Consider the following 830-nt stretch of genomic DNA (forward strand, 5'->3'; position numbering starts at 1 on the left):
TGAGATTGAAGGTTACATTAAAGCCCACCTTAAATATGCAGGTGCTAGTGAAGAAGTAGAGCTTTTTGACAAAGCTGCTATTGAAGCTATTTACGATTACTCCTTTGGTGTTCCTCGTCTAGTTAATAAGATTTGTAAGCACAGTCTGCTCAGAGCTATTGCCTCTAAAAGCCAGTTAGTTACTGAACAGATTATTAAAGATACCATGAGCTTTGAGCTTAAGAGTTTAAGCGATGAGCGTGAACAATCACTTATGTTTAATGGAGAACAATATGTTTAGTAATTACGTGTTGCAAACCACCCTTGATTCAATGGCTTCTAACCTTAACGGTGCGATAGCTAACTGCATTGCATTTCAAAAGGAGTTGCTAGAACAACTTTTAACTGAAAATGAGGAGCTTAAAGCTAAACTAGAAACTGCTAATTGCGAGATCCAGGAGCTTTACACTTCAAGACAAGATGATGCCAATAAACTTAACGAGCTCCATTGCAGGCATTATAGAAACAATGAGGAAATTAGGTTGTTACGAGAATTCATTTCTGATAATGATTTAGATTCCCCAACCTTTGATGAGCTACTAAGAATGTATCAATCTGATTATGATGCATTCCCATATTAACAAGTTGACTCTTTGAAGCTACAGAATAATGGCGGTTTTAACTTGAAACCGCCTTAATTTTAGGGAATAAAATCAAAACCAAATGAGCAATAAATATAATTGACTGAGCAACAGTAAAAATTGGGTAAGCAACAATCCAAAATGATTGAGCTGACTTTTAGTCAAAACTGACTGAGCTAAATCAGATCTTTTTCAGTGGGCTGTGACAAT

Annotated in this window: 2 protein-coding genes; both read left to right on the forward strand. The window is 36.0% G+C overall.

Annotated features, from left to right (window positions below):
* Window positions 1–280: hypothetical protein (locus J5V48_RS09745; protein WP_219938453.1), on the forward strand; the 280-nt coding region annotated here is incomplete at its 5' end.
* Window positions 273–620 carry a hypothetical protein gene (locus J5V48_RS09750; RefSeq protein ID WP_219938455.1) on the forward strand — a complete coding sequence of 116 codons (348 nt, stop codon included), beginning with the start codon at window positions 273–275 and terminating at the stop codon, window positions 618–620. The genes J5V48_RS09745 and J5V48_RS09750, both read left to right, overlap by 8 nt.
* The last annotated feature ends 210 nt before the right edge of the window (window positions 621–830 follow it).

Source organism: Succinivibrio faecicola (genome assembly GCF_019448115.1).
GTDB lineage: Bacteria > Pseudomonadota > Gammaproteobacteria > Enterobacterales > Succinivibrionaceae > Succinivibrio > Succinivibrio faecicola.